General features: G+C 57.5%; 19 protein-coding genes. 4 read left to right on the top strand and 15 right to left on the bottom strand.

From position 1 onward, the window contains the following. Nucleotides 1–3: 3 nt before the first annotated feature. The 10 genes from pal to ruvC form a co-directional block, all read right to left on the bottom strand. The gene (gene pal, locus EBB79_RS04205; protein WP_127747731.1) at nt 4–501 is read right to left on the bottom strand and encodes a peptidoglycan-associated lipoprotein Pal; all 498 of its coding nucleotides are present in this window, start codon (nt 499–501) and stop codon (nt 4–6) included. Between the two features lie 82 nt (nt 502–583). Next, on the bottom strand, nt 584–1,912 hold the full coding sequence (gene tolB / locus EBB79_RS04200) for a Tol-Pal system beta propeller repeat protein TolB (RefSeq protein ID WP_127747730.1): 1,329 nt from the start codon (nt 1,910–1,912) through the stop codon (nt 584–586). After that, nucleotides 1,909–3,060, bottom strand: coding sequence for an energy transducer TonB (locus EBB79_RS04195; RefSeq protein WP_127747729.1), 1,152 nt, complete (start codon nt 3,058–3,060; stop codon nt 1,909–1,911). The genes tolB and EBB79_RS04195 overlap by 4 nt, the downstream gene beginning before the upstream one ends. Before the next feature lie 12 nt (nt 3,061–3,072). Further along, on the bottom strand, nt 3,073–3,555 hold the full coding sequence (gene tolR / locus EBB79_RS04190) for a protein TolR (protein ID WP_127747728.1): 483 nt from the start codon (nt 3,553–3,555) through the stop codon (nt 3,073–3,075). Nucleotides 3,556–3,558: 3 nt separating this feature from the next. Next, nucleotides 3,559–4,254, bottom strand: a complete 696-nt coding sequence (tolQ, locus tag EBB79_RS04185; RefSeq protein ID WP_127747727.1) for a protein TolQ — start codon at nt 4,252–4,254, stop codon at nt 3,559–3,561. A gap of 104 nt (nt 4,255–4,358) precedes the next feature. Next, on the bottom strand, nt 4,359–4,739 hold the full coding sequence (gene ybgC / locus EBB79_RS04180; protein WP_127747726.1) for a tol-pal system-associated acyl-CoA thioesterase: 381 nt from the start codon (nt 4,737–4,739) through the stop codon (nt 4,359–4,361). A gap of 104 nt (nt 4,740–4,843) precedes the next feature. Further along, nucleotides 4,844–5,467, bottom strand: coding sequence for a hypothetical protein (locus tag EBB79_RS04175; RefSeq protein WP_420850361.1), 624 nt, complete (start codon nt 5,465–5,467; stop codon nt 4,844–4,846). A gap of 111 nt (nt 5,468–5,578) precedes the next feature. Continuing rightward, nucleotides 5,579–6,598 (bottom strand): Holliday junction branch migration DNA helicase RuvB, encoded by a 1,020-nt coding sequence (gene ruvB, locus EBB79_RS04170; protein WP_127747724.1) that lies wholly within the window; start codon nt 6,596–6,598, stop codon nt 5,579–5,581. 103 nt (nt 6,599–6,701) lie between these two features. Further along, the gene (ruvA, locus tag EBB79_RS04165) at nt 6,702–7,385 is read right to left on the bottom strand and encodes a Holliday junction branch migration protein RuvA (protein WP_127747723.1); all 684 of its coding nucleotides are present in this window, start codon (nt 7,383–7,385) and stop codon (nt 6,702–6,704) included. After that, entirely contained in the window at nt 7,382–7,879 is a 498-nt protein-coding gene (ruvC, locus tag EBB79_RS04160; protein WP_127747722.1) for a crossover junction endodeoxyribonuclease RuvC, read from the bottom strand. The genes ruvA and ruvC overlap by 4 nt, the downstream gene beginning before the upstream one ends. Nucleotides 7,880–8,201: 322 nt before the next feature. Between ruvC and EBB79_RS04155 the strand changes: the two genes are divergently transcribed. Next, nucleotides 8,202–8,417: a DUF1127 domain-containing protein gene (locus EBB79_RS04155; RefSeq protein ID WP_127747721.1), complete on the top strand. Its 216-nt coding sequence runs from the start codon at nt 8,202–8,204 to the stop codon at nt 8,415–8,417. Nucleotides 8,418–8,597: 180 nt separating this feature from the next. Here the strand turns inward: EBB79_RS04155 and EBB79_RS04150 are convergent, their stop codons facing one another. The 4 genes from EBB79_RS04150 to EBB79_RS04135 all read right to left on the bottom strand — a co-directional run bounded on the left by EBB79_RS04150 (nt 8,598) and on the right by EBB79_RS04135 (nt 13,971). Further along, the gene (locus tag EBB79_RS04150) at nt 8,598–8,945 is read right to left on the bottom strand and encodes a hypothetical protein (protein WP_127747720.1); all 348 of its coding nucleotides are present in this window, start codon (nt 8,943–8,945) and stop codon (nt 8,598–8,600) included. Nucleotides 8,946–9,047: 102 nt separating this feature from the next. Further along, entirely contained in the window at nt 9,048–9,920 is an 873-nt protein-coding gene (locus EBB79_RS04145) for a 50S ribosomal protein L11 methyltransferase (protein WP_127747719.1), read from the bottom strand. Nucleotides 9,921–10,022: 102 nt separating this feature from the next. Beyond that, nucleotides 10,023–11,258: an MFS transporter gene (locus EBB79_RS04140; RefSeq protein ID WP_127747718.1), complete on the bottom strand. Its 1,236-nt coding sequence runs from the start codon at nt 11,256–11,258 to the stop codon at nt 10,023–10,025. A 517-nt stretch (nt 11,259–11,775) separates the two neighbouring features. Further along, nucleotides 11,776–13,971, bottom strand: a complete 2,196-nt coding sequence (locus EBB79_RS04135; protein WP_127747717.1) for a primosomal protein N' — start codon at nt 13,969–13,971, stop codon at nt 11,776–11,778. Between the two features lie 174 nt (nt 13,972–14,145). Here EBB79_RS04135 and EBB79_RS04130 point away from each other — a divergent pair, with 174 nt between their 5' ends. The 3 genes from EBB79_RS04130 to fsa all read left to right on the top strand — a co-directional run bounded on the left by EBB79_RS04130 (nt 14,146) and on the right by fsa (nt 16,343). Beyond that, the gene (locus EBB79_RS04130) at nt 14,146–14,910 is read left to right on the top strand and encodes an SDR family NAD(P)-dependent oxidoreductase (RefSeq protein WP_127747716.1); all 765 of its coding nucleotides are present in this window, start codon (nt 14,146–14,148) and stop codon (nt 14,908–14,910) included. A 102-nt stretch (nt 14,911–15,012) separates the two neighbouring features. Continuing rightward, nucleotides 15,013–15,459: a MerR family transcriptional regulator gene (locus EBB79_RS04125; RefSeq protein ID WP_127747715.1), complete on the top strand. Its 447-nt coding sequence runs from the start codon at nt 15,013–15,015 to the stop codon at nt 15,457–15,459. 230 nt (nt 15,460–15,689) lie between these two features. Beyond that, on the top strand, nt 15,690–16,343 hold the full coding sequence (fsa, locus tag EBB79_RS04120; protein ID WP_127747714.1) for a fructose-6-phosphate aldolase: 654 nt from the start codon (nt 15,690–15,692) through the stop codon (nt 16,341–16,343). A gap of 263 nt (nt 16,344–16,606) precedes the next feature. Here the strand turns inward: fsa and EBB79_RS04115 are convergent, their stop codons facing one another. Continuing rightward, complete coding sequence (locus EBB79_RS04115) at nt 16,607–17,290, bottom strand: hypothetical protein (RefSeq protein ID WP_127747713.1); 684 nt, start codon at nt 17,288–17,290, stop codon at nt 16,607–16,609. Between the last annotated feature and the right edge of the window lie 230 nt (nt 17,291–17,520).

The following is a 17,520-nucleotide window of genomic DNA, read 5'->3' as shown; positions in this document are numbered from 1 at the left end:
CATTTACCCCGTTAACCCACCAGTCAGAATAGTCACAGCCCGCCGGTTCTGCGAATAGCAGCTTTCATTCGAGCAAATCTCAAGCGGGCGTTCCTTGCCATAGCTCACCACTTTGAGGCGGTTGCTGGCGACACCCTGCGACACCAGATACTCCCTTGCCTCGCTGGCACGACGGGCGCCCAGGGCCAGGTTATATTCCCGGGTGCCCTGCTCATCCGCGTGACCCTCGATGGTGGCAGTGTAATCAGTGTTGGCCAGCAACCAGTTTGCTTGCGACAACAGGATGCCTTTTGCTTCGGTCGTCAGCGTCGACTGGTCCACCACAAACAAAACCCGATCGCCGATCTCTTGCTGGAAATAGGCCGGGCTGGTTTGATCCGCCACTCCGCCCGCGCCACCGCCGGTTAGCGAACCCGTGTTAGAATTTCCGCCGGTCACATTATCGCACGCCGCGAGGCCCAATGCTGAAATAACCAGAATTACTTTTGTCAAACCGCTCATGCTGTCAGCCTCATGCTTTTGCCTTATGCTTCGTGAACCCTATCACAGGCCAATTGACCACGCTATGGGGGTGATTTTATTCTTAATTCTGCAAGGGCGACCAGGCCGGATCTGATCCGCCATCCGGGGTCCGTACCGGTCTAAGGTTACGCCCCGAGATGTCCACCGAATACAACAGAGAGCGACCACTGGCCCCTTGGGTTTCGCGGGTGAACATAATGACCCGACCATTTGGCGACCAGGTCGGCCCCTCGTCCAGGAACGAGGCTGTCAGCAGACGCTCCTCGCTGCCATCGGTGCGCATCACGCCGATATGGAATCGGCCCTTGTTTTGCTTGGTAAAGGCCAGCAGATCCCCCCGCGGCGACCACACCGGGGTGCCGTAGCGCCCCTTGCCATGACTGATCCGGCGCGCATCCCCGCCACTGGCGGCCATCACATAGAGTTGCTGACCGCCTGAACGGTCGCTTTCAAACACAATCTGGCTGCCATCCGGCGAAAACGACGGTGCCGTTTCAATTGACGGCGCACTGGTCAGCCGGGTCAGGCTGCCAGTGTTGATATCCATGGTGAAAAGATCGGTGTTACCGCCCTGAGATTGCGAAAACACCACGGTGCGCCCATCCGGCGAGAACCGGGGCGCAAAGCTCATGATGCCATCGTCAGTTGACAACACCCGGCGCTGGACCTTGCCAATATCCATTACATGGATCTGCGGAAAGCCGCTTTCATAACTGGTATAGAGCACCCGGTCGCCACTGGGCGAAAACCGCGGCGCCAAAACAATAGAGGCGCTGTTGGTCAGGAACTGCACATTGGCGCCATCATAATCCATGATCGCCAACCGCTTACGACGGTCATTCTTGGGGCCGGTTTCCGAGACATAGACCACCCGGCTGTCGAAATACCCGCCCTCGCCGGTGATCCGGCTATATATACTGTCCGCCACTTTATGGGCCATACGCCGCCAGCCGTCGGTGGTGCCGGTGAACTGCAGGCCACCGCCATCCAGCTCTTTGTCGGCAAACACATCATAGCCACGGAACCGCACCGTCAGCCGGTTGCCATTGACGCTGACAGCGCCCGTGATCAGCGCCTGCGCGTTGACGGCTTTCCAGTCGGCATATTGGACGGAGGCGTTGAAATCGGTGACTTTTGAAATATGGGCCGAGGCCGGGATCTCGCGGAACAACCCAGTGCCGCTCAGATCCGAGGCAATCACCCGTGCGATCTGCGCTGACATCTCATTTGCAGCAGCGGTCTCGGCAATAAAGCTGGGCACCGCATAGGGCAGCGGCTCGATCACACCGTCGGTGATTTCAATCCGCAGCGGCCCGTTTTGCGCTACAGCCGCCCCAGTCTGGGTCAGCACGGCCGCCGCCAGCAGAACACCTGTCAGAAAAACTCTCATTTGATCCGCATCCTTTCAGGATTGAATGTCATCTCAATATCACGCCATTGGCCATATTTTTCAGGGGGAAGTTGGAACCCCTTTGCCCCGCAGCGGATAATCGCCCGCCGCGCTGCCTCGAACGCTTGTTTTGCCGCCGTGCTAGACCCGCCAGTGCTGGACAGCATCCGGATGGAGCCAACGTCCGGCTTACCATCCTGACTTAACGATACGCCCACAACGACGGTGGTCCCCAGCGCATCGGTCGAAAGCGAGCCCACATTCCAGCAATTGGACACCGAAATACGCAGTGCATCCTTTTCACCCGAGGTCAAAGGCGGTCCCGAAGGCTCGGGCGTGATCACATCTGCACCGCCGGCAATGGCCTCAGCAACCGCATCCGCCACGGCGTCACTTGGCTCTTCGACGGGCTGGTCTGCCGGCTGATCTTCTGGCTGATTTTCCGGCGCATCCGCTGCTGCAGTTTCAACTGGAGCCTCGGGCGGTGTCGGGCGACGTGGCCGTGTCTTAGGCCGCAGCGACAGCGTGGGCGCAGCGCTGGCCTGCTCGTCCTGCTCTTCAGCTTCCGTCACGATACGGTCATTGGCGGCCTCGGGCGCGGTCGCCTCTTGCACCTCTTGTTGGGTCTCCGAGCCTTCGTCGGGGGCGACTTCGGGCTGGACCACCTCGTCCACTGCTGTATCCGGGGCGGGCGGCGCAATTGGAACCGGGGCCACCCGGTCCGCAGGTTGCGCCACTTGAGGCTCAGCCGTTTGCGGCAATTCGGGTGCGATATCGGGCAGCGATGGAACGACCGGCGCAGGAGCGATCGGCAGGGGCGCGGGTTCTGGCTCGGGCCGCTCGGCCACTTCGGGATCTGGCGCTGGGGGAGCGATGGGCTCCGGCACGACCGCCTCGGGCTCGACGTCACTCACCGGAGCCACCTCGGGCACCGGCGTGTCGTCTTGCGGGACAGGTAAAACAGCTGGTTCTTCTGCAATGATCGGGGCGGTATGCTGCTGGTTCAACAGCGCGAATTCCGCCGTGCTGATCATGGTGACCTCTTGCACCTGAAACGGCAGCGGCTCGGACGGGAACCAGGCGCCAAACACCACCCACCCCATCAGCCCGACATGCGCCGTCAGAGATATTTTGGTCCCGGTTTGCAATCTGCCGCTCCGCTATTGCCCGGCCGCAGCCGGATCTTCCAGCGCAGGCCCGCCAATGTCTGTGACCAGCCCGACGTTCGAAAACCCACCAGCATTCAGTGCGCCCATGACTTTCATCACCTGTTCATAAGGCAGCCCGCCGTCCGCGCGTAAAAACACCCGGTCAGAGGTGCGCTCTGCCGCAATCGCCCGCAGTTTTCCCACCAGCTCGCTTGGGGTCACCGGGGTGGTCATGATCTGCACTTCGCCCGACAGCGTCAGGGTCACTGTCAGTGGCTCGTCCTGATCCCCCGGCAAGGCACTGGCCGCCGTTTTGGGCAGCTCAACCGGGACACCAACTGTCATCAGAGGGGCTGCCACCATGAAGATGATCAGCAACACCAGCATGACATCGACAAAGGGTGTCACATTGATTTCAGCCATGGGCCGCGAACGACCCCGCCGACGTCCCCGGCGGCGTCCGCCATCCGAGGATTGTTGTACTGCGGCCCCCATCGTTCAGGAGTCCAGCTGGCGGCTAAGGATCGTTGCGAATTCATCGGCAAAAGCCTCGTAGCCGCCGATGATCCGGTCACTGTCCGCACTGAGCTTGTTATAGAAAATCACCGCCGGAACCGCCGCCAGCAGACCCAGACCCGTGGCCATCAGCGCCTCGGCAATCCCCGGCGCCACAACAGCCAGGTTGCTGTTTTGTTGTTCTGCAATCTCGATGAAGGCAGTCATGATGCCCCAAACGGTGCCGAACAGGCCCACAAACGGCGCCGTGGACCCCACCGTTGCCAGCACCGGCAGCCCCTTTTGTAGGGCCTCGGCCTCTTTGGCGATGGCCACGTCCATGGACCGGTCAATCCGCGCCTGCGCTCCCGCGATCAAGCCGCCATCACTGCGATGACTGCGCCGCCATTCGGTCATGCCGGATACAAATATCTTCTCCGAGGATTCCTCGGGCTGGGTGCCGATCTGTTCAAACAGCACATCCAACGGCTCGCCCGACCAGAACGCCTGGTCAAACTTATCCGCGCCACCGCGTGCCAACCGATAAGAGATATGTTTTTGTATAATGATGGCCCAAGACCAAATAGAGGCCCCCACAAGCATCATCATCACCAGTTTCACGGTGAGAGTAGCCCGCGCGAAAAGTCCCCACATGGAGAAATCAATCTCCTGCGCCAACGCCAGAGTTTCTGCTTCCATTAGCCTGCTCGCTATATTTGTGGCCAGTTTTCTGACCTTATCTGGACGCAATTTAACCTAGATGCGCGGTAAAATCCAATCAAACAGGCGTTACGGTCAAAATCTTACGATAATGCGCGGATCTCTGCCGGAAGCCGCTGCGGTTTTCCTTCGGCCGTGACACAGGCAACAGTGACCTTAGCCCGAAACAACTCGACCTTATCGCGCATCACCCGCTGGCCCATGATCAGCCGCGCCGGACTAACTTTCAGCACTTCGGTCTCGATCAACAACTCATCATCGAACCGCGCCGGAACGCGATAGTCCGCCTCGACACGCTGCACCACCCAGATCAGCCCCGCCTCGCGCATGGCGTTCTGATCGTTGCCCAGTTTGCGCACCCAATCGCTGCGTGCGCGTTCTATGTACCGCAGATAGTTGGCATAATACACCACGCCGCCCATGTCAGTGTCTTCATAATATACCCGGATTGGAAATCTGTGCATCCACAGCCTCACTCTAATGCCTCACCTGAACGAGCTCACAAAAAATTCTTAGAAGAATTTTGTCCAGAAAATTCATAATTTTCTGCGGCCCAACGCTGCGGAACTTATCCCTGCAACCGCGCAAACAGCCGCAGCGCATGAGACTTGTCATCCGCCGAGGGCGGCATCATCCGATCATAAGCTGCCGCAATCACCCCGGCAATTTCAGGCCGCAAGATGGTCGCGCCGGTCTCTGGTAGCACCGCCAGAGGAGACACCTCGGAAAAAGCGCGGTCGCCCCACATCAACATCACCTGCACCGACTGGGTCAATGCCAGTGTTTCAGCCGGGATATCCACCATGTCACCGGACATCCGCAGGAACACAAAGGCGGCCTGAATCGCTGCGACATCATCAAAGCGGAACGCCCTGTACTGGCTGGCATCCGCCGCCTTCAATCGCTCTACCAAAGACTCCAAGTCTGGGATCAACCGACCCAAATCCGGAACCGCCAACAGCTCATCCCAGTCCTTAAAAAAAAAGAACATCAGGTTGGCGCCCAATTCACCATCCAGCTCGTCCATCTGTGCCCCAGCCAGCGTCGCAACCGCCTCTACCGCACCCTTGACCACTTTCAGGGTCTCTTCCTCTACCCCAAACACCACTGGAACAATCGGTCGCCCCCAACGCGCAAAGGCATAAGACCCATCGTTTCGGGTAAAAAGCTGTTCGATTTGTTTCGGCGTCATCTTAGGCATCCTCATTCCAAACTACCGGCTCTATGCCGCCTGGGCCTGAACCTCACAAGGCCTGACGTTTTCATCTTTTTCAAAATACTCCCGCCGGAGGCTCCCAAATGTTCAGGAAAACAGATCGTCGGCGGTTCTGGGCGCATCCAGCCCCAAATGGGTCCAGGCTTTTTGCGCCAACATCCGCCCACGCGGCGTACGCTGGATCAGCCCCTGCTGCAGCAAATAGGGCTCGATCACGTCCTCTAACGAATCGCGGCTTTCCGACAGCGCCGCTGACAGGGTTTCAATCCCAACCGGGCCACCACCATAGTTCTCGGCAATCAACTTCAGGTACCGTCGGTCCGCCCCATCGAGCCCCAGATGGTCCACTCCCAGCCGGGTCAGCGAACTATCTGCCAATGCGCGGGTAATTGTCCCGTCACCTTCGACCACGGCAAAATCCACAACCCGGCGTAATAGCCGGCCGGCAATCCGAGGTGTTCCACGGGCACGGCGGGCAATTTCGCGAGCCCCCTGATCATCCGCAGGCACTCCCAATTTGCGCGCATTTCGGCTGACAATCTCATGCAGTTCGTCCACCGTGTAAAACTGCAACCGTGTTGGAATACCAAAACGATCGCGCAGTGGTGTGGTCAGCAGCCCCATGCGTGTAGTGGCCCCCACCAGCGTAAAGGGCTGCAACTCGATCCGTACCGTACGCGCTGCCGGCCCCTCGCCGATCACCAGATCCAACTCGAAATCTTCCAGCGCCGGATACAATATTTCCTCAACGACCGGGTTCAACCGGTGGATCTCGTCGATGAACAACACATCGCGCGCTTCCAGATTGGTCAGGATGGCTGCCAGATCTCCCGCCTTGGCCAGAACCGGCCCGCTGGTCATGCGAAAATTCACCCCCAACTCGCGCGCGATAATTTGCGCCAGCGTGGTTTTCCCAAGTCCCGGAGGGCCGTGAAACAGCGTGTGATCCATCGCCTCGTCCCGCTGTTTGGCGGACTGAATAAACACCTTCAGGTTGGCGCGGGCTTCGGCCTGACCGATGAATTCAGTCAATCCCTGTGGCCGCAAGGCGCGGTCGTTGTCCTCGGGCCGCTGTTCGGGGCGCAGGTCTGGGTCGGCATCAATCATGGCGAAGCTTGCTCTTGTAGGCAGTCGGTTGATTTTCACTCAGGTCAGGCACTGTCCGATCTATCGGCCGGACAAGACCCAGATGTACGTGCACTCGCATCCGCTACCCCTTTGGCGCCAACAGTTTCAGCGCAGCCCTGATCAAACCGGCTTCACCCAGACCAGCCTCGTTCCCGGCCGCTTTGGCTACGGCCGCCGCCGCGTCACTCGGGCTGTAGCCGAGATTGGACAGGGCCGACAATGCGCCAGCTTGTGCTGCGGCGTCCGTATTGGGCTTACTGGTTTTCTTTTTGGGCTTTGGTTTGGGAGCAGCTTCACTACTTTCAACCACCTCCAGATCCGGTCCCTCCATGGCCTCAGATATGGTGCCGCCCATCGCCATCACACTTGGCGCCTTGTCCTTCAGATCAAGAACAATACGTTGCGCAGTCTTGGGGCCAATGCCCTTAGCCGCTTTAACACTGGCCCAATCGCCCAAGGCAATTGCACGACCAACTGCATCAGGTCCCAATGTGCCCAGGATCGCCATCGACGCCTTAGCACCAACCCCCTGCACCGAGGTCAGCAACCGGTGCCATTCCTTTTCCACCAATGTGGTAAAGCCGAACAATTGCAGCAGATCCTCGCGCACCAGCATCGCGGTATAGAGTGATACCGCCTCGCCCACACCGGGTAGCGCCATCATGGTGCGACTGGAACAATAGACAATATAGCCAACGCCGCGCACATCGATCAGCACGTGATCCTCGGCGCGGTAGTCCAGCCGCCCGGTCAGCTTGCCAATCATACCCGCACCTCGCGCAGTTGCCGGTCCGCTGTGCCGCGATAGAACGCATGGCAGATTGCAATCGCCAAAGCATCCGCCGCATCCGCGTTTTCTGGGTTACAGCCGGGCAATTGCAGCTTCACCATATGCATCACCTGTGTCTTGTCAGCATGGCCAACCCCAACAACCGTTTTCTTGACCCGGTTCGGCGCATACTCTCCCACTGCCAATCCGGCCTTGGCCAAAGTCAGCAGGGCCACTCCGCGCGCCTGCCCCAGTTTCAACGTCCCGGCGCCATCCTTATTCACAAAGGTCTGCTCAATCGCCGCCTGATCTGGTGCGTGGGCTTCGATCACTTCGGTGACCTGGTTGTGCAGGGACAGCAGCCGTTCGCCAAGATCGTCCCCATCCGAGTGGCAAACTCCGTTGGCAACGTGGCTCAGTTTTGAACCATGTGATTCGATCACACCCCAACCAAGGTTCCGCAACCCCGGATCAATCCCCAAAATCCGCATGTTTCGACCGGCCCTTGCCCAATGACTAAAATTATTTTCTTTTCGATTAGCACAAACCGCGAACATGTCCAAACCCTTTCCGTTAACACCCATTGTCAAAATGACCGGAATGTGGACTGGAAACGACCGTTTCTGAGACTGAAACCGACATTTCAGGACAGCCTGTCGCAGGTGGCCCATAGGCCTTGTTTATATAGTCAGTAGCTATGCATTTTCCGCATAGGACAGTTGCAATTTTCCATCTTGCTCAATCCAGATCTCATCCCTAAATGCCGATCATCTGAACAACGACAATCAGCAACTTCAATCAAAGGACAAAGATATGGCTGCTTTTGACACCACCCGCACCACCTATGGCGCAACTGGCCTGACCGGCCGTATCGGCGCGATTATCGCCGCAACTGCGGCAGGTATCTCGCAGTGGAATGACGCCCGCGTCACCCGCAATTCCCTGTCGACGCTTTCTGATCGTGAGCTGTCCGATATCGGCCTGTGCCGCGGCGACATCGAAGTCATCGCGACTGGCAAAAATCTGTAATTAGAATTTTCTGCTTCGCCTCCTCCCTCGGGGCAGAAACTTCAAACGCCGCACCCTTTCGGGATGCGGCGTTTTTTTTGATCTCAAAGACCAAATGCATGTTGGGCAGTCAAACCGCACTACAAACCTAGGCTGCCGTCAAATTTCAAAGACCGGCGCCATCAGGCTAAGCGACTGCCTTTAGCGCAGAATAGGTCCGATTTTCCTGGCAATCCCCAGCGACAGCGGATCTGCAATCATGATCAAGGCCCCGCCTTGCTCCAACATGGATCCGGCCTGCAACTTGGACACTCTGTCCTGATAGCCATCCACACCGATCGAAGCGATCAGGAAACCCTTGAAAAGGAGGAAAGCTGCAAGAAACAGGAAGATCGACCGAGCAGAAATACGCGATTCAATTCGTCTCTTTGGCTCAACGACAATCAAGCCATCCGACCGCATTTGCGCCGAATAGCCGTTATTCATGGCACCGTGCTTGCGCTCAAGATGGCGCACACGCGACAAAAACTGCTGATGTTCATTACTCATGGCAGACCCCGAACTGGCCCCCACCAGCGGATAGGGCATCATGCGTCGGAAATGTGGCTATTGTGAGGCGGCTCGTTAAAATGCGTTACAAATGCGTCCTAATCAGCCCTGACGCTGCAACAATAACGTGCTCCAGTCACCAATCTCATCCCGGCGGACCTGATTGATGCCATTTCGTGCATAAACCTCTGACACATTTTCGGCTTGTTCATTGAGGATCCCGGACAGAATCGCATAGCCTCCGGGGCGCAGGTGTGTGGCCATCTCAGGTGCCAAGGCCACCAGTGGGCCTTTCAGGATATTGGCAAAGATCAGATCATAGGGTGCTGCGGCGAGCAGATCGGCATGGTCAAAACCGGCGGCCTCGACACAGCCGACCCGCCCGGCCATGCCGTTGGCGGCCAGGTTCGCTTCGGCGACGTCAACCGCGACCTGATCAATATCGCTGGCCAGAATTTCGCCATCCCAGACCCGCGCCGCTGCCATCGCCAGCACCGCCGTGCCGCAACCGATATCGGCAACTTTAGCGGCCTCAAATCCCTCGGTGATCAAGTGATCCAGGGCACGCAAACAGCCCAGCGTGGTGCCGTGGTGGCCGGTGCCAAAGGCCATCGCCGCCTCGATCAGCAGTGGGATCTTGTCGCCGGGCAATTTGTCAGCGTCATGGCTGCCATAGACAAAGAACCGGCCCGCGTTGACCGGCGCCAGTTCACGCCGCACATGCGCCACCCAATCGGTGTCCGGCAGTTCCGACACCGCAAAGGCACGCGCGCCATGCAGGGTTGCCAGCAGCGCCAGACCGGCCTCATCCGGGGCCTCGGTGAAATAGCCACCGACCTCCCACAGACCGGAGTCGTCTTCGAGGTCGAGGATGCCAACACCCGTGGGTTCCGGCATCAGGCTCTCCATCGCCTCGCCCAGCGCCTCGGCGGCGGCTTTTCCGGACAGGGTGGTAAGGGCGGTAAAAGTGGGCATCACGAACTCCTGAAACTGATCACAAGCGCCTAGGCTGGCTGTGCCAATAGGTCAAGAGAAAGGGCTATGGCCTTTCAAAATGGCGTGGCTCCCAAGGTCGCCTTACTCTGCAGGTGCAGGTATGTGGTGCTTGCTCAGCACGGTCTCATTTCCGGGCTCGGGGTGACGTGGTATCAATAGCGACAGCCCCAGTGAGGTCAGCGCCATAAGCGAGGCCAGACCAAACACTGCCGTCGGCGACACCATCCACAACAATCCCAGTAGCACTGGCAAAAACACCGCCGCAATATGGTTGATGGTAAAGGCCACTGCGGCCGTCGGTGCAATATCTGCTGGGTCTGCGATCTTTTGGAAATAGGTCTTTAGCGCTAGTGCCAGTCCAAACAAGATATTGTCGACCACATACAATACCGAGGCAAACAGCACGCCCCAACCAAACCAATAGATGCCACCATAGGCCATGAACACCACGGTCAGCCCGACATACTCCCAGATCAGCGTGCGGCGTTCGCCAAAATGCCCAATGGCTTTGCCCAAAAACGGCGCGACCAGCATTTTGACCACCAGATTGATCAGATACAGACCGGTCAGCTCATGCACATCAAAACCAAACCTCTCAACCATCATGAAACCGGCAAAAACCATGAAGATCTGCCGCCGTGCTCCGGCCATGAATTGCAGCGCGTAATACAGCCAATAGCGTTTGCGCAGCACCATGGTTTTGTTCTGCGGCGTCGGGGATTCAAACTGTGGATAGGCAAACATGGCAAACAGCGCCAACCCAGCGGTGGCAAAACCAGCCACCATGAACACCACATTATAGCTGAGATTCAGCGTGTCCCACATCAGCACGATCAGCACAAACACCACCAGTGTCACCGCCGACCCCATGCCCATCAACCAGCCCAGAATTTGCGGCGCCCGGTCCTTGGGCAGCCATTGCAACTGCAACGACTGGTTCACCGTCTCGTAATAGTGAAATCCAAGACTGCTGAGGAAGGTCAGTGTCAGGATTCCCGTCAGACTGGGAAACCATGCTGTAAAGGCGGTCGCCACCCCCAGCAGGACCAGCGACACCATGCCTAAAACCTGCTCACGCACGAACAGGATGATGGCAATCACTCCGATGGCGAAAAATCCCGGAATTTCACGGATCGTGTGCAGCAGACCTATGTCTGAACCCTCAAATCCAGCGACCTCAATCACGAAATTATTCAGCAGGGCATACCACGTGAAAAAGGCGATCGGCATCGCCCCCGACATCACGAACAGCAGGGTTACAGGACGCCGCCAGAACGGCAGATGCGAGGAGTCGGTAAGGGAGACTGGTTTGAACATACATCGCTCATACGCCTGTTTTACCGTCGGCGGTAGAGGCAATGAAGCCATGCACATAAGGGTCTGCATCTCTGCAGAGTTCACCACAATTGCGCCCCACACAGATCTTTTCCCCCAAGGCCATGCCTTGTTGGTTGCTTATCTCAGCAGTGTCATGCCCATCGTTCCAAAGGCAAAAATATGGTAGAGAAGGCGGTACCGCCAAAGCGGATGTGGACGGGAGATCAGTCCCGCGTGCTAAACGTTGTCTCTGCGCGCCCCAATCCTAGCGGGCCCTGTTCCAAGTGCCGGGGGTGTCAGGCCCAGCGGAAATCGCGATTGGTCGATAGTCTGACATGAGAATCGAAACCCTGCGTAACCAGGCCGTGCGCTACGCGCGCAACATTTCTATTGGAGTGTTAATTTTCCCTGCAGAAGTTGCGCCGTGAGTATTTAGAAAAAGGTGAATTGTGGAAGAGAGAGCCTCTCTGGCTTCATCTTTTTCTTAAATACTCACCCTGACGCTTCAAAATTGTGGCTAGAAAAAGTTCTGCGGATCGATGTCAACATTCAACCTTAGATCGCCCTTGAGCCGACAAGGTGCAATCCAGCGTGAAATTGCCTCTTGTAGCGGTACTCCTTTTGCGGCTTTGACCAACAAACGTACTCGATGACGACCGCGAATGCGGGCGATTGGCGCTGGGGCCGGACCGTAAACCTGTGCGCCAATTGCGCGCAACGGCCCATCGTTGCGGGCTAGTGCGTTGCCCAGATCAAATACCGCAGGCAGGTCCGATCCAGACAGGATGATCCCTGCCATGCGGCCATAGGGCGGTACACCGGCGGCTTGGCGTTCAGCGGCTTCGGCTTTCCAGAAGCCTTCCTCGTCACCGGACAGAATAGCGCGGATCACCGGGTGTTCAGGTTGGAAACTTTGCAAAAGCGCCTCACCCGGTTTTTCAGCACGGCCAGCGCGCCCCGCAACCTGTCGCATCAATTGAAACGTTCGCTCGGCGGCGCGCAAGTCTGATCCTTGCAGCCCCAGATCCGCGTCGATCACGCCGACCAGTGTCAGCAGTGGAAAATTGTGTCCTTTGGCCACCAGTTGGGTGCCCAGAATGATATCCGCCTCGCCCTTTACGATCTCGGAGATGCGTTCCTTTAGTGCCCGTGCTGATCCAAACAGATCCGAGCTGAGCACCGCAATCCGCGCCTCTGGGAATGCCAGTGCTGCCTCTTCGCCCAGCCGTTCGATGCCGGGGCCGACCGGGGCCATCTTGCCTTCGACTTCACAGGAGGGGCACACCGTCGGAAGCGGTTTGGTTTCGCCGCATTGGTGGCACATCAATCGGTTCTGAAATCGGTGCTCGACCATGCGCGCATCGCAATGATCACAGGCCACTTGATTGCCGCAGGCCCGGCAGATCGTCACCGGCGCAAAGCCACGGCGGTTCAGGAACAGCAGCGACTGCTCGCCTCGCTCCAGCCTTTTACTCATGGCGCTGCGCAGGGTCGGCGAGATCCAGGTTGCCGAGGGCAGTTTTTCAACCCGCATGTCAATGGCGCGCATTTCGGGCAGTACCGCCGCGCCATAGCGCGCGGCCAGATCCAGCCGGCGGTATTTGCCTGCCTCGGCATTGGCCCAGCTTTCCAGGCTGGGTGTGGCCGAAGCCAGCACCACCTGCGCCGAGCACATCACCGCACGTAGCACCGCCATGTCGCGGGCATTATACAGGACTCCGTCTTCCTGTTTATACGAGGTATCGTGTTCTTCATCGACAATGATCAGACCCAGATCCCGGAACGGCAAAAACAAAGACGAGCGCGCACCGATCACCAGTTGCGCATTGCCTTGCCCAACCATGCGCCAGACCCGGCGGCGTTCGGTCATCGTGGCACCGGAATGCCATTCTGCCGGTGTGGCGCCAAACCGGGCCTCGACCCGGGTCAGAAACTCGGCCGTCAGCGCGATTTCCGGCAACAGCACCAAGGCCTGTCGGCCCGCCCGCAGACAGGCGGCGACCGCCTCAAGATAGACCTCGGTTTTGCCCGATCCAGTCACCCCTTTTAACAGCGTGGTGCCATAAGCGCCATTTTGCACCGCCTGCGCCAAGACATTGGCGGCTTCGGCCTGGTCCTCGGTCAGGGTCTTACTGGGTAATTCGGGGTCCAAATGTGGATAGGGCAGATCGCGCGGTGCCTCTTCCTCGCGCAGGGCACCCTGTTTGACCAAACCCTTGAGCACCGAGGGCGTCACCCCGGCCAGATCGGACAGCTCTTTGGGGGTGAAGGCCAGACCGCCGTATTCGTCCAGCGCCGCCAGAACACGCGCACGCGCATCGGTCATCCGCTCAGGCTCGGACGCGCCGCGTCGCAGGATCTTGCGCATCGATACCGGGTCTGAAAGGCCCGGCGCCCGCGTCGCCAGCCGCAGCATTGATGACATCGGTGTCAGGGTGTAGTCTGCCGCGCGGCTCAGAAACTGGCGCATCTCGATCCGCATCGGTGCCACATCCAGCACCCGGTTCACCGATCGCAGCTTGGCCGAATCGAAATCGCCCTGCCCCGGCCCCCAAATCACGCCCAAAACCCGGCGCGGCCCCAAAGGCACCTCGACATAGGCTCCAAGAAAACAGCCGCCCTCAGGCGCACGGTAATCCAGAACCCGATCAAGCGGTTGCGTGGTCAAAACCCCGACCCGCTCGCCTGCATGAAAAAACTCCTGATCGCTCACACCGCTGCCTTTTCTGCCTCGTGGATTTAATGCCCCGCTATCCAGACAAAGGCCAGTCTAAACAAGATGCCCTGCCCAATGGATCTAGGTCCACAAAAACCGCTTGACCCTGACACTAGTGTCCACCTGCTAACCCCATGTGCACATCAATTCGCAAACAGGAGAAAGCGTGAGATGACACAGACAAACACGTGGCAGGGCAAAGTCGCAATCGTGACCGGAGGCAGTTCTGGCATAGGAAAGGCCACGGCTCGGGCCCTTGCCGATCAGGGCGCGCGGGTGCTTGTCACCGGGCGCAATGCCGAAAAACTGTCCGAAATGGCTGCGGCCAATGATGCGATCAAAACGCTGCAGGCCGACAGTGCTGCCCGCGACAGCGGCATGCAAATTGTTCAGGCAGCCCTGGACCACTGGGGCCGTCTTGACCTGATCGTCAACAACTCAGGTGCCGGCCAGCCAATGCCAATGGAGGGATATGACGCTGAAATTATGGCCAATATGTCGGCAGTCAATATTATTGCGCCATCCCAACTGGTTCAGGCCGGTCGTGCAGCCCTGCGCGAAACCAAAGGGGCCATTGTCAATATCGGCACGGCGGTGTCCCGCAATGCGGTGCCGATGATTGCGCATTACGCTGCGACCAAGGCCGCGCTGGAACATTTGACCCAGTCTTGGGCGATGGAACTGGCAAAAGATGGCATTCGAGTGAACGCCATTGCGCCCGGTCCAGTCAAGAGCGGCGCGTTGACAGGCATGATGGGAATGCCGCCAGAACTGGCGCTGCAAATCGAAGACCAAGAGGCGGCGCAGGTTCCCTTGGGACGTCGCGGGGTGCCAGCAGATATCGTGCCCTGGATTCTTCGCCTAGGGAGTTCGCAAAACGCGTGGCTTACGGGGCAGATCTTGACTGTCGATGGCGGTTGGTCGCTTCGGACTTAAGACTATAATCAATTGGGCGGCTGCCTGTCATCCGCCCATGCCCCCCTTGTCTTCGGCAAAAACATTCACACCTATGTCAGGGTTAGCAAGAAAGGATATGAAATGGATGCGAAGGAGGCCGCCCAACGGTTGGGGATTACACAACGCATGTTGCGCCATTATGAAAAGACCGGGCTTATGGTCGTGGACCGCAGGCACAACGGATATCGCCACTATACCAAAGCGGATCTACGGCGAGCCGGACGTATCCGCGACTTTATCGCCACTGGGTTTTCCACCCGCGAAATTCGCGCAATGAGCGCCTGCCTTTCTGACGAAGGTGCGGTCCCATGCGAGGGCGGCATTGCGAAAATGACGGACAAGCTTGCCCATATTGACCGGCTTAAGGCTGATTTGGATGCTCGCCGCAACGCGGTTCTGGATCGGCTTGCCACCTTGCAAAAAGACCTTTCCGTCGCAGCGACGCAAGGCGAGCAACTAAAAAGCGCTGCTGAAAAACCGGGTCGCAAACGCAAACTCGCCGTCGTTGATCTGGTCGAACCTGGGTAGAGCAAAGTGCTGCATTGCACCGGGAACTTTTTCCGGATGAGGTCCAAGTGGTGCGTTATCAAATCCAAACTGGCAGACCTGTATGAATTACGTCTGTGTGCTCATGCTGCTGCCTTTCTGCCTCAGGGGTTTTTAATGCCTCTCTATTGCGTTAAAGGCTAGCGCAAACCTTCGACGCTGCGTAAAAGGTTAGCGCAAACATTGGCCAACCCATCCAAAGGATCCCTGACATGAAATTCTTCGTAGACACCGCCGAGATTGACGCCATTGCCGAGCTGAACGATCTCGGGATGGTTGACGGCGTCACCACCAACCCCTCGCTGATCAAGAAATCCGGGCGGGACATCATCGAAGTCACCAAGGAAATCTGCGCGCTGGTCGACGGTCCAGTTTCGGCCGAGGTCACTGCGGTTGATGCGGACACTATGATCGCCGAAGGCCGCAAGCTGGTCGAGATCGCCGAAAACATCGCCGTCAAAGTGCCCCTGACATGGGATGGTCTGAAAGCCTGTAAAACCCTGACCGACGACGGACACATGGTCAACGTCACCCTGTGCTTCTCGGCCAACCAGGCGCTGCTGGCGGCCAAAGCCGGTGCAACATTCATCTCGCCCTTCATCGGTCGTCTGGATGACATCAACCTGGACGGCATGGAGCTGATCGAAGACATCCGCACCATCTATGACAACTACGGTTTCGACACCCAGATCCTGGCCGCCTCTATCCGCTCGGCCAACCATATCCTCGACTCGGCCCGTTTGGGCGCTGACGTAATCACCGCGCCACCTGCTGTGATCAAATCGCTGGTCAACCACCCGCTGACGGACAAGGGCCTGGCAACATTCCTGGCTGATATCAAAGCGGCTGATATCAAGATCCTGTAAGCACATTACCAACTCACGGATTGAGGGAGGCGCCAAATGGTGCCTCCCTTTTCGTTTGGGATCCGGCAGATCAATCTTTCACAATCACGCGAGCGGCCCCATTCGGACCTTCAAGTCATCAGGCAACAAAGGGTCAAATTCAGCACCGGGGAAGCAATTGCATCGCCCGTTGAGTTCAAATTTGCTGCATATCTGCTTACGAGTTCCTCGGGTCGCGTTAGCTTACTGACGTGCTTTTCGTCTCGGAAGATTATTCGAAACCATCATTCGCGGGAGCGCTGCGTTCCGGCTATGTGATCGCCGAACCGGCCTAAGAATGACATGCAGGACCCATGTAAGATCAACACATAACCCAATAGCTCCAACCCCTCCTGAATAATGGACTTATAACTTGAGTTATAGTTGTTTCCCATTACCGCTTCCCAAAAGGATCCGGTTCCAAAGAGCCTGCTGAAAACGACGACAATAATAAATCCAGCGTAGACGAGAGTAGAGTGCCTGCCTTCCAGGTGGTATAAAAAGGGCTCCGTTACAGTGTCCCGATTTCGCGCAGTAAACCAACCACTCACGATCAAGACACAGAGGACTGGAACGACCCAAAAGCCATGTCGGATATTATCAAATAAAGAGTCATTTTCGCGAATGAACATACAGGTGAAAAGTGCAGCCACCAGCGCCAGGTACCCTCTTTTGTTAGGATACTTGACCGCACCCAGAGCGAAGATGGTTGATGACACCAGAATAATTGAACTTTGCAAATATTGGGAAATCGATCTCTCCGACAAACTATTTTGAAGGATCGTTGCGTCGACGAAAATAGAAATATTCGCGACTGCCAGTAGGATGACCAAGAAAATAAGTTCAGCCATGACAAAAAGAAGTCGGTGAGCATGATCCGAAGACGAGTCCCCGGTCTTTCGGTCTTTTAATAACTTGCCTATCGCCACGAAACAGATCCTTCACGTATATTGTCGCTGCCTTGCGCCTACGATACGGATGGCCACATAGTAACCGGTCTACGAGATTGCTAGATACAACAGGCGAGATAGGGTTTTAATTAGAGCTTTCAAACTTCACTCCCGCCAGACTGTTGCCTTATTGTCCTTCACTGGCGCCATTCCACCTAGAGCGTTCTGCTCACAATTGGCTCGGATGCCCTGTACCACCCACGACCGGA

Source organism: Parasedimentitalea marina (assembly GCF_004006175.1).
Taxonomy (GTDB): domain Bacteria; phylum Pseudomonadota; class Alphaproteobacteria; order Rhodobacterales; family Rhodobacteraceae; genus Parasedimentitalea; species Parasedimentitalea marina.
This window is presented reverse-complemented; position numbering and strand designations above follow the sequence as displayed.

Bases quoted from the DNA above. Each gene is read 5' to 3' on its own strand.
- ruvC (WP_127747722.1), bottom strand. From the start codon at position 7,879: ATGCGGATTTTGGGGATTGATCCGGGGTTGCGGAACCTTGGTTGGGGT.
- EBB79_RS04155 (WP_127747721.1), top strand. From the start codon at position 8,202: ATGGCTGCTTTTGACACCACCCGCACCACCTATGGCGCAACTGGCCTG.
- EBB79_RS04130 (WP_127747716.1), top strand. From the start codon at position 14,146: ATGACACAGACAAACACGTGGCAGGGCAAAGTCGCAATCGTGACCGGA.
- EBB79_RS04175 (WP_420850361.1), bottom strand. From the start codon at position 5,467: ATGACGCCGAAACAAATCGAACAGCTTTTTACCCGAAACGATGGGTCT.
- ruvA (WP_127747723.1), bottom strand. From the start codon at position 7,385: ATGATTGGCAAGCTGACCGGGCGGCTGGACTACCGCGCCGAGGATCAC.
- ybgC (WP_127747726.1), bottom strand. From the start codon at position 4,739: ATGCACAGATTTCCAATCCGGGTATATTATGAAGACACTGACATGGGC.
- EBB79_RS04125 (WP_127747715.1), top strand. From the start codon at position 15,013: ATGGATGCGAAGGAGGCCGCCCAACGGTTGGGGATTACACAACGCATG.
- pal (WP_127747731.1), bottom strand. From the start codon at position 501: ATGAGCGGTTTGACAAAAGTAATTCTGGTTATTTCAGCATTGGGCCTC.
- fsa (WP_127747714.1), top strand. From the start codon at position 15,690: ATGAAATTCTTCGTAGACACCGCCGAGATTGACGCCATTGCCGAGCTG.
- EBB79_RS04145 (WP_127747719.1), bottom strand. From the start codon at position 9,920: ATGCCCACTTTTACCGCCCTTACCACCCTGTCCGGAAAAGCCGCCGCC.
- tolR (WP_127747728.1), bottom strand. From the start codon at position 3,555: ATGGGGGCCGCAGTACAACAATCCTCGGATGGCGGACGCCGCCGGGGA.
- tolQ (WP_127747727.1), bottom strand. From the start codon at position 4,254: ATGGAAGCAGAAACTCTGGCGTTGGCGCAGGAGATTGATTTCTCCATG.
- EBB79_RS04150 (WP_127747720.1), bottom strand. From the start codon at position 8,945: ATGAGTAATGAACATCAGCAGTTTTTGTCGCGTGTGCGCCATCTTGAG.
- tolB (WP_127747730.1), bottom strand. From the start codon at position 1,912: ATGAGAGTTTTTCTGACAGGTGTTCTGCTGGCGGCGGCCGTGCTGACC.
- EBB79_RS04140 (WP_127747718.1), bottom strand. From the start codon at position 11,258: ATGTTCAAACCAGTCTCCCTTACCGACTCCTCGCATCTGCCGTTCTGG.
- ruvB (WP_127747724.1), bottom strand. From the start codon at position 6,598: ATGATTGATGCCGACCCAGACCTGCGCCCCGAACAGCGGCCCGAGGAC.